This is a genomic window from Rhizobium sp. AQ_MP (assembly GCF_014237835.1).
In the GTDB taxonomy this organism is placed as follows: Bacteria; Pseudomonadota; Alphaproteobacteria; order Rhizobiales; family Rhizobiaceae; genus Allorhizobium.
Window position 1 is genome coordinate 1 of the sequence record NZ_JACJVI010000060.1, and the last position, 704, is coordinate 704.

Sequence of the window (704 nt, forward strand, 5' to 3'; positions counted from 1 at the left end):
TCTCTGTCTCCATCACCACCCCGGTCCTCATTGCCGTCGCCGGCAACCTGACGCTGTTCTTCCTCGACGACACCGCCCGCAAACGGCGTACCGATCGAGGCAACATCGTCCTGAACATCAACCGTGAACGAGCCCGTGATCGTGTCACCGTCGCTGTCCGTCGCCGTGTAGTTGAAGGTCAAAGACAGATCGTTTTCGACACCCGTCCCCTCATTCGTCGCATGGTCGAGCGGCTGCACAAGACGGAACTCAAAGGAGCCCTGGGCGTCATCCGAAAGGGTCACGTAGAAGACAACATTTTCAGACACAGTCTCGACACTGAAGTCTGTCGGAGCTGCCTCACCTGTGTAACCGACCAGGATGCCGTTGATCACCGTAAAGTTGACCGGCTGTCCGAGGGAGGTCAGCGTCTCCCCATAAGCGCCAACAACACCGACACTGCTATTCGCAAAGCCAACCGAGCGGTCACCATTGCCGCCAAGATCACTGTCAGCATCATCCGCACCCCAGCGAATGTTCAGCGAACCATCAGCGACCCGAGAAAGACCATCATCCTCGTCATTGCCACCGTTGACCGCCTCATCCTCGGCTCGGCTGCGCTCCTCTTCTCCACGAACAGGACTGTCATCGATGATTTTGACAGTGAAGCCGCTCTCTGCGACATCGCCATCGCCGTCACGGGCGGTGAAGGTGAAGCGGAAGGA

1 protein-coding gene is annotated in these 704 nt (G+C 58.1%); it reads right to left on the bottom strand.

The genetic code is table 11. The annotated features are described in order from the left end of the window. Positions 1–704, bottom strand: a 704-nt coding sequence (locus tag H6M51_RS24200; RefSeq protein ID WP_185812309.1) for a hypothetical protein, incomplete at both ends; no start/stop codon positions are given.